Origin of the sequence: Acetobacter malorum, assembly GCF_002153605.1 — a bacterium.
GTDB lineage: Bacteria > Pseudomonadota > Alphaproteobacteria > Acetobacterales > Acetobacteraceae > Acetobacter > Acetobacter malorum_A.
In genome coordinates this window covers 53,258-68,524 of the sequence record NZ_JOPG01000030.1, presented here as the reverse complement: position 1 = coordinate 68,524, position 15,267 = coordinate 53,258, and the positions used below count along the sequence as shown (strand labels likewise).

Annotated in this window: 12 protein-coding genes; 7 read left to right on the top strand and 5 right to left on the bottom strand. The window is 56.5% G+C overall.

What is annotated here, in order from left to right:
• From HK23_RS12455 to HK23_RS12445, 3 genes are all read left to right on the top strand, one after another.
• Positions 1 to 794: beta/alpha barrel domain-containing protein (locus tag HK23_RS12455; protein ID WP_143217563.1), on the top strand; the 794-nt coding region annotated here is incomplete at its 5' end.
• 7 nt (positions 795 to 801) lie between these two features.
• A complete protein-coding gene (locus HK23_RS12450; RefSeq protein WP_086654203.1) occupies positions 802 to 1,845 on the top strand; it encodes a bifunctional enoyl-CoA hydratase/phosphate acetyltransferase in 1,044 nt (347 codons plus the stop codon).
• Between the two features lie 43 nt (positions 1,846 to 1,888).
• A complete protein-coding gene (locus tag HK23_RS12445; RefSeq protein ID WP_086654218.1) occupies positions 1,889 to 3,079 on the top strand; it encodes an acetate/propionate family kinase in 1,191 nt (396 codons plus the stop codon).
• Between the two features lie 164 nt (positions 3,080 to 3,243).
• Here the strand turns inward: HK23_RS12445 and HK23_RS12440 are convergent, their stop codons facing one another.
• From HK23_RS12440 to HK23_RS12420, 5 genes are all read right to left on the bottom strand, one after another.
• Positions 3,244 to 4,869 carry an inorganic phosphate transporter gene (locus tag HK23_RS12440; RefSeq protein ID WP_063908860.1) on the bottom strand — a complete coding sequence of 542 codons (1,626 nt, stop codon included), beginning with the start codon at positions 4,867 to 4,869 and terminating at the stop codon, positions 3,244 to 3,246.
• Between the two features lie 129 nt (positions 4,870 to 4,998).
• Positions 4,999 to 7,413, bottom strand: coding sequence for a TonB-dependent receptor (locus tag HK23_RS12435; RefSeq protein ID WP_086654202.1), 2,415 nt, complete (start codon positions 7,411 to 7,413; stop codon positions 4,999 to 5,001).
• 266 nt (positions 7,414 to 7,679) lie between these two features.
• Positions 7,680 to 8,915: an MFS transporter gene (locus HK23_RS12430; protein WP_086654201.1), complete on the bottom strand. Its 1,236-nt coding sequence runs from the start codon at positions 8,913 to 8,915 to the stop codon at positions 7,680 to 7,682.
• 25 nt (positions 8,916 to 8,940) lie between these two features.
• Positions 8,941 to 9,339: a GlcG/HbpS family heme-binding protein gene (locus HK23_RS12425; protein WP_086654200.1), complete on the bottom strand. Its 399-nt coding sequence runs from the start codon at positions 9,337 to 9,339 to the stop codon at positions 8,941 to 8,943.
• 90 nt (positions 9,340 to 9,429) lie between these two features.
• Positions 9,430 to 10,158 (bottom strand): IclR family transcriptional regulator, encoded by a 729-nt coding sequence (locus HK23_RS12420; RefSeq protein WP_086654199.1) that lies wholly within the window; start codon positions 10,156 to 10,158, stop codon positions 9,430 to 9,432.
• Positions 10,159 to 10,348: 190 nt separating this feature from the next.
• Here HK23_RS12420 and budC point away from each other — a divergent pair, with 190 nt between their 5' ends.
• From budC to HK23_RS12400, 4 genes are all read left to right on the top strand, one after another.
• Complete coding sequence (gene budC / locus HK23_RS12415) at positions 10,349 to 11,113, top strand: meso-2,3-butanediol dehydrogenase (protein WP_086654198.1); 765 nt, start codon at positions 10,349 to 10,351, stop codon at positions 11,111 to 11,113.
• Between the two features lie 105 nt (positions 11,114 to 11,218).
• Entirely contained in the window at positions 11,219 to 11,725 is a 507-nt protein-coding gene (locus HK23_RS12410; RefSeq protein ID WP_256940191.1) for an RNA polymerase sigma factor, read from the top strand.
• Between the two features lie 75 nt (positions 11,726 to 11,800).
• Complete coding sequence (locus tag HK23_RS12405) at positions 11,801 to 12,763, top strand: FecR family protein (protein ID WP_143217562.1); 963 nt, start codon at positions 11,801 to 11,803, stop codon at positions 12,761 to 12,763.
• Positions 12,764 to 12,889: 126 nt separating this feature from the next.
• Positions 12,890 to 15,244 (top strand): TonB-dependent receptor, encoded by a 2,355-nt coding sequence (locus HK23_RS12400; protein WP_086654196.1) that lies wholly within the window; start codon positions 12,890 to 12,892, stop codon positions 15,242 to 15,244.
• Positions 15,245 to 15,267: the final 23 nt, after the last annotated feature.

The window sequence follows — 15,267 nt, the reverse complement described above, 5'->3', positions numbered from 1 at the left end:
ACGTTAATGGGGGGTTTTTTCCCGCCGTGCCGCAGGCTACTGTGTTGGATGGACGGCTGTCCGTTCTGCGGCGTGCGGCGGAGCGGGCCGGGGTGCCGGTTATTGCCAGCCTGAATGGCTGCACGCAGGCGGGCTGGGTGCATTTTGCCCGCAAGCTGGAGCAGGCCGGTGCTGCTGCTATTGAGCTGAACTTCTGGCATATTGCGGCTGACCCGGATGAGACAGGGACTGAGGTGGAAGAGCGGTTTATTGCCATCCTCAGGGCGGTAAAGGCCGAAGTCAGCATTCCTGTCAGCATCAAGCTGCCGCCGTTTTTCAGCGCGCCGGGCAATATGGCTAAGCGACTGGTGGAAGCCGGAGCTGCCGGGCTGGTGCTGTTCAACCGGTTTTATGAGCCGGGGCTCGACCTGCATCCCGTAGCACCGGAAGCAGATGCGCAACTCAGCACATCCTATGAACTGCGCCTGCCGCTGATCTGGACGGGGCTGCTGTCCCGCCGGCTCCAGACCAGCTTTGCTGTTTCAGGCGGCGTCAATTCGGGTGAGGATGTGGTGCGCTGTCTGCTGGCGGGGGCGGATGTGGCGATGGTCACCTCTGCTTTGCTGCGGCATGGCTCGGGTTTCCTTTCCACCATGCTGGCGGAGATGCAGGCGTGGATGGAAGCGCGCTCCGTGGAGAGTGTTGCGGCCTTTAAAGGGCAGCTGGCGGCCCACGGCACGGCGCAGGCTGCCGAGACGTTCCTGCGGGACCAGTATCGGCGTATTTTGTCTTCCACTCCGGCTTTTGGGCAGTAACGTCATTATGCTTCAACAGAAAAATCAGACCATGCCTTCCTCCTCTGCGGCTCCGGTGGCGTCTGCGCAGCAGTACGTGCAGGAGAGTCTCGATATGCCCGCAGCTTCCGGCCCTAAAAGCCATCAGGCTTTTGAAAATCTGATTGAGCGGGCCAGACAGCTCCCCGGCAAGGTGAGTATTGGCATTGTCTGGCCGTGTGAGCCGCATGCGCTGGAAGGTGCCATGGATGCCGCGAAACAGAATATTCTGGAACCCGTTCTGATTGGCCCTCGTGCCCTGATTGCTGAAGTCGCGCAGGGGTGCGGGATTGATCTGGGGGGCACAACCATTGTGGATGTCGCCACCCCGCAGGAGGCTGCGGCACAGGCTGTCGCACTTGTCAGATCCGGGCAAGTGCACGCCCTGATGAAAGGCAGCCTGCACACAGATGTGTTAATGCATGCCGTCGTCTCACCAGAGAGTGGGTTGCGCACGGCCCGGCGGGTGAGCCATGTCTTTCTGCTCGCAGTGCCTGCTTATGATGACCTTATTTTTGTGACGGATGCCGCTATCAACATCTTCCCGGACCTCACCATCAAGCGCGATATTGTGCAGAACGCGATTGATCTGCATCGGGGCCTTGGGCTCGGGGAGCCGCGTGTGGCGCTGCTGTCTGCCGTGGAAACCGTGAACCCCAAAATTCCCGGCACGGTGGATGCCGCCGCGCTGTGTAAAATGGCGGAGCGCGGGCAGATTCAAGGCGGTATTCTGGATGGACCGCTGGCCATGGATAATGCCGTGAGCACAGAGGCCGCCAAAATCAAGGGTATTGTCTCACCTGTGGCGGGGCGGGCGCAAATTCTTGTGACACCCGATCTGGAAGCAGGCAACATGCTGGCCAAGAATATGATCTTTCTGGCTGGCGCGGATTCAGCCGGTGTGGTGCTGGGGGCCAGTGTGCCGGTACTGCTGACCAGCCGGGCGGATAGTGTGCAGGCGCGGCTGGCGTCCATTGCCGTGGGCGCACTGTATGCGCGGCATCTGCACCCCGAAAGCGCTCCTGCAGCGTGAGGTTGATAAAAGCACAAGAAGAGCCATGAAGAAGGACGGACCAATGCAGGATGTCATTATTGTTTTTAACAGTGGCTCTTCCAGTCTGAAGTTTACCGTTTACGACAAGGCCGACAGCCAGAAAGCGACTGTTCTGCTCAACGGGGAAATTGAACAGAACCCCAAGGGAGCGCGCTTTCATGCCAAAAATCATGATGGCGCTGTTCTGGCGCAGGAAGAGTGGCCAGAAACGGGGCTGGAGATTTTTGACCACCTGTTCCACTGGCTGGAGCAATTTGCCCAGAAGGGCCGGGTTGTGGCCGCAGGGCACCGGGTTGTGCATGGTGGGGCCGATTTTCTGGAACCTGTGAAAATCACGCCAGATGTTTTGAACAAGCTGGACCAGCTGACCCCATTTGACCCGCTGCATCAGCAGGCGACGCTGGCTCCCGCTAAAGCCATTGCGCAACGACGGCCCGACCTTTTGCAGGTTGCGTGTTTTGATACGACCTTCCACAGCACCATTCCCAAAGTAGCGCGGCTTCTGCCTCTGCCGCGCCGGTATGAGGAGCGGGGCGTGGTGCGCTATGGGTTTCACGGCATTTCCTACAGCTACATCGCCCAGCGCCTTGCGCAGATTGACCCGGAACTTGCAACGGGGCGGACCATCATCGCTCATCTGGGGAGCGGGGCCAGCCTGTGCGCCTTGAAGGATGGAAAAAGCCTTGAAACCACGATGGGCTTTTCTGCTCTGGATGGCCTGATGATGGGCACGCGTTGCGGTGCGATTGATCCGGGCGTTCTGCTCTACATGGTGCAGGAAGAAAAGGCCGACTGGCGGACGCTGGTGCAAACGCTTTACCATGAGTCCGGTCTGCTGGGTGTGTCAGGTGTCTCGCCGGACATGCGGGTGCTGCGGGAGATGCTGGCAAAGGATGCAACCTCGGCACAGAGCTTACAGATTGCGGAAGCGCTGAGCCTGTTTGTGTATCGTATCCGTCAGGAAATCGGGGCACTGACGGCGGTGATGGGTGGTCTGGATGGACTGGTCTTTACCGCGGGCATTGGCCAGCATGATGCGGCGTTGCGGCAGGAGGTCTGTAAGGCTTTGAGCTGGGCTGGTGTCACGCTGGATGACGCCGCCAACCAGCGCCATGACGCCATTATCAGCACGCCGGAAAGCCGGGTGCGGGTACGTGTGGAACCAACAGATGAAGAGCGCGAAATCTATCTGAGTGTTCTCAGGTTCCTCTAATAGGTAGTCCTGATGCTTTGTGGCGCGAGTGGTTGTGCTGGTGCTGGCAAAGTTTCAATGCAAAAGAGGCGTCTTACCAAAGGGTAGGACGCCTCTTTTACGTGTGGGGTCTGTCCCTTCTCCGGTTGCCCGCTCCAGTGAACGGGCCGGAGAAGTGTCTGTGATCAGAAGATCTGGCGGAACAGAATATAGAGGAAGCCGGAGATCGCCATAGCAGCGGGGAGGGTGGTGACCCATGCCAGCGCCATGGAGCGGAGCGTGGAGAGCTGCAAGCCTGAGCCATTGGACCACATGGTGCCAGCAACACCGCTGGACAGAATGTGGGTGGTGGAGACAGGCAGACCATAGCGTTCAGCCAGACCGATGGTTGTCATGGCGACGATTTCAGCAGATGCGCCTTCTGCGTAGGTCATGTGCGTCTTGCCGATTTTTTCACCCACTGTGACCACAATGCGTTTCCAGCCCACCATGGTGCCAAGGCCAAGCGCGATGGCAACAGAGATTTTTACCCAGAGAGGGATAAAGCGTGTGCCGCTGTAAAGAGCGCTCTGGAAGGATTTGAGAGATTTTTTATCTTCAGCGCCAAAGCCGTCGGCATCACCCATCACGCGGATGGCGTCTGCAACCAGATACATGTCTGTACGGACGTTCGGCACGGCAGCAGCCGGAACGGCTTTCATGGAGCCGTAGGTTTTGACGGAACTGGAGATGTCGGTGCTCAGAACAGCCAGAGCGCCAAACGTTTCCGGGGCGGCGACGGATTTGGCGCGCAGGGCGGACCCAACGATGTCACGCGCCTGCTGTTCCGTCAGATCAGCCGGGGTGCCCGTGCCGTGGCTGGCGAAAATCTGCTGCGCATGGGCTGCGGATTCAATAAAGGCTGGCATCGCGCTTTCCGGCATGGCGCGGTTCAGTGCGTAAGCCGTAGGGGCGGCACCAATCAGAATGAGCATGATCAGGCCCATGCCTTTCTGGCCATCATTCCCACCGTGGGAGAAGGACACACCGGTGCAGGTAAAAACGAGCAGAGCGCGGATCCACAGCGGCGGGGGCGTATCGCCTTCCGGTGCGCGGTAGAGCGCTTTGTTTCTGATCAGCAGCTTCATGACAAACAGCAGGAGAGCCGCCATGATAAAGCCACAGGCCGGGCTGAACAGCAGAGCAGAAAACACCTTCTGAACCTGGCCCCAGTCCACGCCCTGCGTGGCGGCACCCGCAGGTGCGAGGATCTGATTGGCCAGACCCACACCCATAATGGAGCCAACCAGTGCGTGGGATGAACTGTTGGGAATACCAAAGGCCCAGGTGGCAAGGTTCCAGACAATAGCGGCAATCAGCAGGGCAAAGATCATGGCGTAGCCAGCGGTGCTGCCTGCCTGCAGGATCAGCTCAACCGGCAGCAGCGTCACAATGCTGTAAGCCACGGCACCGGTGGAGAACGCAACGCCCAGAAAATTCCAGAACCCGGACCAGATGACCGCGACAAGTGGTGGCAGGCTGCGGGTGTAGATAACGGTGGCAACGGCGTTAGCGGTATCGTGAAAGCCGTTTACAAATTCAAACCCCAGAGCAATAACCAGCGCAATGCCAAGCAGCACAAACGTGCCAACGGCCAGCGGGCCTTCTCCTGCGGAGTGCATGTCCTGCAGGATGCTGAAGGCTGCAAAGCCCAGAGCGCCAATCAGAACGGCGAAAAAGATGATGACGTGGAGAGGCTTGTTGCCCACGTCCATATTCGGGCGCGTGGGTTGCACAGGTGCCTCTGAAGAATTCATGACTGTCTGGGACATTGCGCATCCATCGGTGAGTGATCGTGCGTTTCTTTACAAAAAATGAACGCGCAATACGATGAATGAAAAATGATAGATTTATGACAGTTTTTTCTGGATGTGAGGGGAGGTATGCTCCCCTCACATTCTTTAGAAAGACGTGCTGACAGTGCCAAAAAATTCGCGCACAGCCCCGCGTTCCATGGACTGATAATCCCCCACAGCGGGGTTATCATTCTGGCCCATCATGGAAATGTATTTGTTGTTAAACAGGTTATAGACATTGAAGCTGGCAGTGACGTTTTTCAGAACACTCATGTCCCCAAAGCGGTATTCAAGACCCGCATTGGCGACCCAGTAACCCGGCACAGACGTGTCGTTCATGAAGCTGTAGTAGCGGCGGCCGAAATAGTTGGCGTCAAAATGCGCAGTCGCCCCTTTCCACGTGTAGGAGAGAGCCGTTTTATACATCCACGCCGGATAGTTGACGATGTTTTTGCCGGAGAGAGCGTAATACCCGCCGACCGTGTCCACATTCCGGTCATACGTGCCCTTGTTGTAGCTCAGGGTGTTCGTAAAATTCAGGCCGGGGATAGGGGTGAGGGTGATGGCCCCGTTCGCACCCGTCATGGAGATGTGGCCGAAGTCGATCACCTGAGAGACCGGGTTGGTCAGAGAACCCACGGCCGCCGCCAGAAGCGGGTGGATCAGGCTGGCATGATAGATGGTTGCATTCGCTTGCAGATAGCGTGAGGTATAGCGATAGCCACCCAGATAAACCCACGCCTTGGACGGCTCGGCTGCCTTTTTCTGCGCCTGAAAGGTAGCCTGATCCTGCACGGAGTAAATGGAGTTGCCCACGCCAAAGGCGGAGACTTCATAAGCCCGCATGTTCTCGGCAACATCCACGTAGAACTCATGGTGGTCGTTGAGGTGCCAGTCCAGATTGATGTGCGGCAGGAAGGCCTGAGAGGCCGTCATGGAGCCATTGGGCAGGGCATCTGCGCCCGTCCAGTCGGCATTATTGTAGTTTGCACCACCAGCGGTTGTTGCCACCATGGATTTAAACCCGGCATGCAGCACCAGTCCCGGTGTCAGCTGCACACTGTCCTGCAAATGGAACTGCATGACATTGGTGGTCCACTGGAAGTTATAGCCCTGCATAAAAGCGCGGCCATACACGTTATAAGGCCCGACGGCCTTGAGTGGCGCACCCTCGCCAAGCAAAGGCTCCTGATAATTGAACAGGCCCGCCTGCTGGTTGTTGTTTTCATACCATACGCCGCCTTCAATCGTGTGGCGGCCCCATTTATAGCGCAGGCTGGTATCAATCCCGTAGCGTTCCTGCCGGTTCTGCCAGACTTCTTCCGAGAACGGCGCGCCGTTGGGGGAGGGGTCTTCTGAATCCGTGTAGCTGTAATAGCCGGTCTGGCTGTGGCCGTAGACTGTGGTGTTCCATGTGAGGCGGTCTGTCAGGGCGAGGTCAAAATGCAGACCGCCCATGAAGTTTGTTTCAGACTGCCCGCCGTCGTACATGGCGATGTCTGCACCATCAATGCCCGGCACATTGTTGTAGCCCGGCGGGACGGGGCGGGTGCCATTGGCAATGCCGTAAGCCAGCCCGTAGTTAGGATACAGGTGCGGCGTGCGCCAGCCGAGGTTTTTCAGGATGCCGATGGACGTATCCGGATAGTTCCACTGGGCCAGAGTGGACCAGTTGAAGAAGGCGGACATGCGGCTGCGGTTGCCAATGGGCTGCACCAGTTTGGCATCGACCTGCTGCATGAACTGGTCCCCCTTACCCATCCACATGCCTTCATCCGTGCGGGCGTAGGATGTGTAAAAGCGGGTTCCGGTATCATTCAGCTTGCCTGAATCCAGCCGCACATAGGTGCGGTAGGAATTGTAGCTGCCAAAAGACTGGCTGATCTTGCCACCGCGCTTTTCGGACGGATCAGACGAGCCGATCTGAATGGTGCCGCCCAGCGTATTGGTGGACGGAAGCTCAACCGACCCGGCGCCCTGTGACATACGCATGGACTGGATATCATCCGGGATGATGGAGGAGGCGAGGCTCATCCCGTTGATGGACTGGTAGGTCTGGTCATTCAGCGGCACGCCATCCACCGTCACACCCAGCTGGTTCATGAAGAACCCACGCACGTAAAGGTTGGCACCAAAGCTGTCGATGCCGAACGGGTCTGTGGAGGAGAAGCTTACACCCGGCATCCGGTCCAGCATCTTGTATGGGCTGGTGCCCGGTACAAACTGACGCATGATGGCTTTGGTAACAGCCTGCTCCGCATCACGCCCGGTGAGCTGGCGGCCTGTGACGGACACACTTTCCGTGCCGCGCGATTCCAGATCAGCCGGTTTGCTGTGGCGGCTGGCGGGGGCTTTGGTTGCGGTTTTCGGAGCGGTCTGTGCTGCTGCGGGCTTGTGGGCGGAAACCGGCTGTGCATGGCGCGGTGCATGCTTGTGCTGCGGGGTGGTTTCAGCGGCCAGAGCCGGGCGTTCTATGGCAAACAGTGCAATAGAGGACAGAAGCAGATGTTTGGTGCGCACTTGCGGTCAGCACTCCGGAGGGTGATGCGGGTCAAAGAGAAGCGGTCTCTTAGCCGTTGAACCTCCAGATATGCAAAGGCTTCACAGAGGGGTGTGATGTTTTTGTGACATTTTTAGGCAGTTTTTGCTCATATCTGTTGCATAAACAACGCGCTTTATGAGCGAGGCGCTTCCTAAGGCTTTGTCCGGACACAGGAAAAGCCGAAGACCCCCTTCCTGCTCAGGAGGCAGGGAAGGGGGATTTTTCAGGGGGCAGAATGCTGGTCTCAGGTAAGGGAACCGCGTTCTTCCTGCTGACCGCTTTTCTTCAGCAGAAGCAGCGCCAGCAGATAGACCAGCAGGCCACCGATGGAGAGCAGCGCCCCGCCGACACCAAGTGACCCATACCCGAACTGGTGTGCCAGCAGCACACTGCCCAGAGAGGCGCCCAGTGCGTTGGCGATGTTGAAGGCTGAATGGTTGAGGGAGGCCGCAAGTGTCTGGGCATCGCCTGCAAAATCCATCAGCCGGGTCTGAAGAGCCGGGCCAAGACCGTTCACAAAGGTTGGGATCAGGAAGACGATGAGCATCAGAGCGAAATTGTTGTGCAGCACTGTGGAAAAGGCGAACATGATGACCGCACTGCCTGCAAGGGCAATGATGGCGGCCAGATTGATATTGCGGTCCACCAGCCAGGCTCCGGCATTCGCCCCGACCAGCATGCCGGCACCCCAGATGACCATATAGATCATGGTCTGCCATTCCGGCACGTGGGTCACGTTTTGCAGAACACTGGTAAGGTACGTGTAGACGCCAAACATCCCGCCAAAACCCACTGCGGCGGTTAGCAGGGTGAGCATAACCTGCATGTTGCCCAGAGCGGTGATTTCCTTAAGCGGGGAGTTCTTGCGGTTGGGTTTGTCTGCCGGAATATAGCGCAGGACGCCCAGAAAGGTCAGAACGCCAAACAGGCCGATAATCAGGTAAGCAATGCGCCAGCCGAAATGGTCCGCCGCAAAGGTGGAAAATGGCGCGCCAATCAGGGTGGAAATGGCAATGCCGGACAGCACGCGGCCCACAGCCCAGCCACGGCGGGAGCGTTCCACCATGGAGGCCGCCACAAGGGCGGAAATGCCGAAGAGCGCACCATGCGGCAGGCCTGTCAGAAAGCGTGCGACTTCAACCAGCCCCGGTGTGGGCATGACAATGCTCAGGAAATTGCCAAGGCAGAACATGATCAGCAGAACAAGCAGCAGCTCCCGCCGGGACAGCCGCGCCCCGAGGATGGTGATAAGCGGCGCGCCGATCACCACCCCCAGCGCGTACGCGGTAATGGCATAACCGGCATCCGCCAGAGACAGGTTGAGCGACTGCGCAAATTCCGGGAGCATGCCCATAATGGCGAACTCACCGGTGCCGACAACAAACGTGCCGAATGTGAGAGTAAGAAGAGCTGCGGTTCTGCCATGGGGCGGTGGAACGACAGTAAGACCGCTCTCAGGCGGCACGGTTTCTGATGTCATGCAGGGTCTCGGCTAAAAAAGAGGGTCAGGCGGTCAAAACGCGAGAGGCAACGGTGGCAATGGCAATATCATCCGCAGTGCTGGCGCCGGACACGCCAATGGCACCCACTACGCTGCCAGTGGCATCCTTCAGCACAAGGCCGCCGCCAAAGCTTATCAGGCCGCCATTGGTGTTTTCCAGCGTGTAGGCATGGGCGTTGGGATGGGCAATTTCTGCAAAATCGGCGCTGTCCATCTGGAACAGTGCAGCGGTACGGGCCTTTTTGTTAGCGATATCAATCGCCCCCAGAATGGTGCCTTCCATGCGCATAAAAGCGACGGGCCAGGCTGCGGCATCCACAATAGAAATGCAGACGGAGACATTCATGCGCTCTGCTTCAGCCAGAGCAGCAGTGATCATGGCGGTCGCGGTAGAAGACTTCATGGTTTAGACAATCGCTTTCCTGAGAAAAAGGCGCAGAGTAGCTGCGCTGCTCAATAAGGGAATGAGGGACGCAAGGGAAAGATTATTTGTTCAGCAGCTCTGGATATCCGTGCGTTCGACATGCTTCATCATCATCCAGGCCAGACGGCTGAGCCGGTGTGGCGGAAGCTTGCTGGCAGGGCCGGTCAGGCAGACACTGGCGCGGACTTCACCATTATCCCGCCAGGGAATGGCAACGCCGTTCACGCCCGGATGGTAGCCTTGCAGATCCAGCGCAAAGCCCTTGATGCGCACGGTTTCAATCTGCGCCAGAATGTCACTGTTCAGAGCATTGGCGCGGGTTGTCAGCACCCGTTTGCCAAGGCCGGGCACAAAGGCCAGAAAAACCAGCCCCACGGCGGACCCTTCCAGCTTTTCCCGGCTTGGGATGCTGCGCATCAGGTCCGGGTCTGGCAGATTGACAATATCCAGATAGGCGGCCTCATCCCCGCTGGGAACGGCCAGCCAGACGGTGGCACCGCTCTCTTCCGCAATGGCATCAAGGGCAGGTCGCAGGCGGGCGCGCAGAGCATTATCATCCCCGGTAATCCGGGCCAGATTGAGGATGCGTCCACCCAGATGATAGCGCATATCCCCGGTGCGACGCTGCACATAGCCCAGATGGTCGAGGGTCTGGAGAATATTGTGGACGGTCGTTTTCCCAATGCCGGAGATGCTGGCAATTTGTTGCAGGCGTGCGCTGCCTCCTTCCTGGGCGATAATTTCCAGAATGGCGGCTGAGCGTTCAATGGACTGAATGAGTTTCGGGGTTTTGCCCATGGGACATGGTCTCCTGATGCTCAGGATTTATCGTGAGGCCCCTGCCTTTGGGAACTGGCGTAAGTTCATCATGGATGAACTTTTGCGGATTTTGCAGGGAATGTCCTTTTCCTGAAAGAACGACCTCCGCCGCAGTCGGTTTGACTGCCTGAGTGCAGAGAGACTGCACGGCAGACATAAGGAGATCTTCATGCAGCGTTTTTCAGGCAAAACCGTCATTGTGACAGGTGCTGCTTCCGGATTTGGGGAGGCGACTGCGCGGAGCTTTCATGCTGAAGGGGCCAATGTGGTTCTGTTGGACGCCGACGAAGGCAATTTGAGTAAAGTGGCAGGGGATTTTTCCAAAGACCGGAGCCTGGCTATTGCGTGTGATATTGCAGACTCAGCCGCGGTTAACCGGGCCATAAAAGCTGCCGCAGAGCATTTCGGTCAGATTGATGTGCTGGTAAATAATGCGGGGATTGCGCGGCCCGGGCAGCCGGAAGACACAACTGATGAGACATGGGCGAGCGTGATCAATATTGATCTGAGCGGCACGTTTTATTGCGCACGAGCCGCCATCCCGTATCTGAAAAAGACCAAAGGCAACATAATCAATGTCGCCTCCATTTCCGGCATGGGTGGGGACTGGAATTTCCCGGCTTATAACGCAGCCAAGGGCGGGGTTGTGAACCTGACGCGGTCTCTGGCGCTGGACCTTGGCAAGCACGGTATTCGCGTCAATTCCGTCAATCCGGGCCTCAGCCGCACGGCAATGGGCAAGGAGCTGGTGGAAGACGAGGCCAAAGCGAAGAAGTTTATAGAACGCACCGCGCTTGGTCGCCTTGGCGAGCCGGAAGATATTGCCAGTGTGATTGTCTTTCTGGCGAGCGACGCGGCTGGATATGTCACGGGGGCGACGATCCCGGTGGACGGGGGAACGTCTGCCTCTAACGGTCAGCCGCCGATGGAATAAACCGCAGGGTGGGGCAGGTGCGCCCTGCCTGATCCCGAGGTGAAATTTTTGTAGCTATATGAGAATAATTCTCATATAGCGGAGCTCAATGTCGGAGATTTCGCGTTGAGCACGAGAAAATTATCGCTGAGACTGTATCAGGAGCACCGTAAAGCGTTTCTTGTGTATGCCAACCGCCTTACGGGGGACCACGCACAGGCGGAAGACCTTGTGCAGGAAGCCTGGGTGCTGTTTGAACAGCAGAATAAAATAGAGATCAGCGCGCCGGTCCATTATTTCAAAACGATTATGCGCAATCTGTTCAGGTTTAGTTACCGGCGGCAGAAGCTGGAAAAAACCAGAGATACCGATTTTGATAATGCCAGCCGTATGATAGCCGACCTTGCTCCATCGCCTGAGCAGGTTGCTGATGCGCGCTGGCAGGTCAGTAAATTGCTGGATCAGATAGAGGCGATGCCGCCGCGCCAGACCGCAGCCATTAAAATGTATTATTTTGAAGGCTTAAAGCTGCGCGAAATTGCTGCTGAGTTAAATATTTCCGTCTCGTTTGCGCAAAGCCTTATTGCTGATGGCATAGAGGCTTGTACAAACACGCGCGCAACAGGAGAATAACGTGCCTCGCAATCTGAAAGGCGGAGTGTGGTCGCAGGGACACTCTGCTCGCTTCGCCGCTTTTGTCCTCGCCTGATGATGGAGAAGACAACGGCGACGCGGGCCGCGGCCCTCTGGCACGTAAAACTGCAGGACGACCCGAATAACCCAGAACTGTTGCAGCAGTTCGATGTCTGGTTAAGGGCAGACCCGCGCCACCCTCAGGCATGGGCGGAGGTTAATAAGACAATCACGCTCTTGCAGCAGGCTGCCCCGGAACGGCGACGGGCCGAAAGGCCCGCGGCACAGGCGGCGCATAAACCTGTCTGGAAGAGGCGTGCGTTCCAGAGTTGGGCTGGCGGTCTGGCGGCGTTGGCGTGTGTCAGCATGTTTGTGTTTGCACCGGATGCGATGATCTGGGCTCAGGCTGATTACTCCACCGGTTATAGCCAGACAAAAGAGGTTCGGTTACGTGATGGGAGTGTTGTGCAGCTTGCGCCGCGGAGTGCGATTGCCATCCAGTTTACCCAGACAACCCGTATCGTAAGCCTTTTACGCGGGCAGGGCCTTTTTACGGTCCATCATAATGCACAGCGTCCCTTTACGGTAAAAGCTGGTGCTGTGACTGCAACGGATTTGGGAACAGTCTTTGATGTGGCGATGGAGGATAACCATACCACAGTGGCTGTAAAAGAAGGGAGTAGCCGTGTTGCCGCTCCCGGTGCTCTTGGAGCCAGTCAGGATTTATATGCCGGAGACTGGCTGCGGGTGAGCGGGCATACAACGCAAACCGGCAAACAAAACCCGGAAATGGTTGGTGTATGGGCCACAGGTCTGCTTATGGCGCGGGCTATGCGGGTTTCTGACTTTGTGGCGGCACTCCGCCCATGGTCACACCGGCATATTTTTGTGCTGGATCAGCAACTGGCAGAAAAGCGCGTCACAGGTGTTTATAATGTCCGTGACCCCATGCAGGCCTTACGGCTGGCGGTCAGGCCGCATGGCGGGAACGTGCAGACTGTGTTGCCTGATCTGGCACTCGTCACCGGGCCGGGATAGCTCGTGAATAAAAATTTTCTCTGATGACAGGAAAATCTCTCCGCTCGTGCATCTAAGGAGTGGTGTGCAACTGCGAGACAGTTGCAGCTCCGTGATGTTGAGTGGCATGAAGGATTTTCGGTACCCATGGTTATACGGCTTTTTCTGGCTCGTGGTCTGATGCGGGGGGTTCTTGGCCTGTCGATTGCCGGGGTATGGACCTTGTGTGAGGGAATGGAGGCCAAAGCCCAGACATCTGCCCCGCTCCACGTTTTCCATGTCGCTCCGGGCGCGTTATCGGACGCCGTTCTTGCCTTTAGCCAGCAAGCACATGTGCAGGTCACTGCCGATGCAGAAAGCCTTGACCATCGGAACAGTGCGGGCGTGGCTGGTCAGTTTACACTGGCAGCAGGCCTGCAAAAGATTTTGGCCGGGACCGGGCTGACGTATCGTTCTGTTGGGGACGGCGCATTTCAGATTGTCGCAGTATCACCCACCTCATCGGGACCGGGCGGGCTGACAAAAACGGCCGATCCGCATAGCGCAGAAGGGAGTTCCACAAGCAGCTATGGCGGAACGGAGCGCATTGTTGTGGTGGGGCAGTCTATTGATCGCCTGAAGAACACCAACAGTGCGGTGACTGTGTTGCGGCATCTGGATACTGATGAATATCGCTCTCTGTATGATGTGACGAACCGGGTGCCCAACATGGTGGGGAATGCAGCCGGGCTTCCTGCTATCCGCGGGATGAGCGGCGAGGGCGCTGCGGGAGGGATTTTCACCCTCATGTCTGGCAGCAGACCGCGGACAGCCGTGATTATTGATGGTTTGCCGGAGACCTTTGGCGGACAACGCTATACAGATTCAGGGTTGTGGGACTTTGATGATGTGCAGGTTCTGCGCGGCCCGCAGGCTACAACCCAGGGGCGGAATGCTATTGGGGGTGCAATCACCATGAATACCAAAGACCCCACATGGGCGTGGCACGGGGCCGTGCATGCAGGCTATGAAAGCCAGGGGGACAGAGGGAGTTTCGGGGCAACGCTTTCCGGGCCTTTAGTCAAAGATCAGCTGGCCATCAGGCTTTCCGGGAATGGCATTTATGGAAACAGCTATATTAAATATGCTGGCAAATCATGGCCATATAATCCGAGTGAAATTAATCAGTCGACGTTTAGAGGCAAAATGCTCTGGACGCCTAAGGCATTGCCGCGATTTAAAATGGAAATGGTGGGCTCTCACAGAGAGCAGAATGGTGAGTATCTGTATCAGGCAACAGGTCCGGATTTCTGGAAGTATAAATTTGATAACCCGGATATGAATATTCGTGTTTCAAACTCCTCTATTGATACGCTGAGTGACAAATTTAGTTATGAAATTTCAGATGCTCTGACAGCGAGCCTTTTGTACGGCCACGTCTGGTATGATGCGAACTTCAACCAGTCCAATCAGCTTGCCAGTTCCAATTCTCGTGGCAAACTCAACCTGAACGAGAATAACAATACGATAGAGCAGAGATTTGTCTATTCGCCTAAAAATGGCTGGATTAATGGTGTTCTGGGTCTCTACTACTTCAATAGAGACCAGAGAATTACCTCGCCTGATATGGGGGTGAACGGGCCTGATCAGGAGCAGACCTATGCCATCTATATGGACGGCACAGTGCCACTGGTGGGTGGTTTGAGTTTGATAGCCGGGGCCCGTGTGGAACGGGAAGTGCAGAACCGAAACGTGCGAATGAGCTGGGGAAGCGTCAATTTTGATGGCGGGACGACAATGTTCCTCCCAAAAGGTGGCTTGCTTTATACTTTCTCTCCGCATGACAGCATGAGCTTTACTGTCCGGCGTGGATATAACCCCGGTGGTGGCGCAATTGATTGGGATCGTGGGTTTTACTATCAGTATAAAAAAGAAACGGTAACGACTTACGAGCTTTCAGGCCATACGGAGCAGTTTGGGCGGCGTTTCAGCCTTAATGGAAACCTGTTTTATAATAGCTTTCATAATTATCAGGATCTTCTGGATTATACCTTTGTCAATATTCCCGATGGCCGAAGCATGGGGCTGGAGCTGGAAGCGCAGTACCATGTGACAAAGGGACTGAATATTTATGGTGGTGTCGGATTGCTGGATACCAAAATTCAAAAAGCCCCGACAGCGTATGCGTATGCAAAAAGGTCTAAATTCAGCAATGCCCCCAGTACAACCTTCACTGTGGGGTTTGATCAGAAATTCCAGTCTGGTTTCTCATTCGGTGGAACGGTCAATCGGGTGGGGGCTTATACGTCTCAGGTCGAAAACGGAACGGGTATTACAGCAGGGAATTATATTACCTTCAACATGCACGCAGCCTATACGTCCAAATATTACACTGTGCGTTTTTATGCGAAAAACCTGTCTAATGAGCATATTATTTATAACGCGCGGAGTAGCTGGGCTGGCTCATATGCTCAGGTTGGCCAGCCTCGTGCTTTTGGTGCCAGTCTGGAAGGGCATTTCTAAGCTCGGTTAAACCGGAACAGGAA

Coding starts and splice junctions, on each gene's coding strand:
- HK23_RS12425 (WP_086654200.1), bottom strand. CDS start 9,339: ATGAAGTCTTCTACCGCGACCGCCATGATCACTGCTGCTCTGGCTGAA.
- budC (WP_086654198.1), top strand. CDS start 10,349: ATGCAGCGTTTTTCAGGCAAAACCGTCATTGTGACAGGTGCTGCTTCC.
- HK23_RS12445 (WP_086654218.1), top strand. CDS start 1,889: ATGCAGGATGTCATTATTGTTTTTAACAGTGGCTCTTCCAGTCTGAAG.
- HK23_RS12430 (WP_086654201.1), bottom strand. CDS start 8,915: ATGACATCAGAAACCGTGCCGCCTGAGAGCGGTCTTACTGTCGTTCCA.
- HK23_RS12405 (WP_143217562.1), top strand. CDS start 11,801: ATGATGGAGAAGACAACGGCGACGCGGGCCGCGGCCCTCTGGCACGTA.
- HK23_RS12440 (WP_063908860.1), bottom strand. CDS start 4,869: ATGTCCCAGACAGTCATGAATTCTTCAGAGGCACCTGTGCAACCCACG.
- HK23_RS12400 (WP_086654196.1), top strand. CDS start 12,890: ATGGTTATACGGCTTTTTCTGGCTCGTGGTCTGATGCGGGGGGTTCTT.
- HK23_RS12450 (WP_086654203.1), top strand. CDS start 802: ATGCTTCAACAGAAAAATCAGACCATGCCTTCCTCCTCTGCGGCTCCG.
- HK23_RS12420 (WP_086654199.1), bottom strand. CDS start 10,158: ATGGGCAAAACCCCGAAACTCATTCAGTCCATTGAACGCTCAGCCGCC.